Source organism: Synechococcus sp. CCAP 1479/9 (genome assembly GCF_019038535.1).
Classification (GTDB): domain Bacteria; phylum Cyanobacteriota; class Cyanobacteriia; order PCC-6307; family Cyanobiaceae; genus Cyanobium.
Genome location: NZ_JAFKRK010000050.1, coordinates 1 through 263, shown reverse-complemented (window position 1 = coordinate 263; position 263 = coordinate 1). Strand labels below are relative to the sequence as shown.

At 64.3% G+C, this 263-nt stretch carries 1 pseudogene; it reads right to left on the bottom strand.

Annotated features, from left to right (window positions below):
• Positions 1 to 263: pseudogene (locus tag KUG38_RS16645) on the bottom strand (photosystem II q(b) protein); the annotation flags it as partial.

The window sequence follows — 263 nt, the reverse complement described above, 5'->3', positions numbered from 1 at the left end:
GCCACACCCAGCATGTGGAAGGGGTGCATCAGGATGTTGTGCTCAGCCTGGAACACCAGCATGTAGTTGAAGGTGCCGCTGATGCCGAGGGGCATGCCGTCGGAGAAGGAACCCTGACCGAAGGGGTAGATCAGGAACACGGCGCTGGCGGCCGCCACGGGGGCGGAGTAGGCGACGCAGATCCAGGGGCGCATGCCGAGGCGGTAGGAGAGTTCCCACTCGCGGCCCATGTAGGCGAAGACGCCGATCAGGAAGTGGAAGAC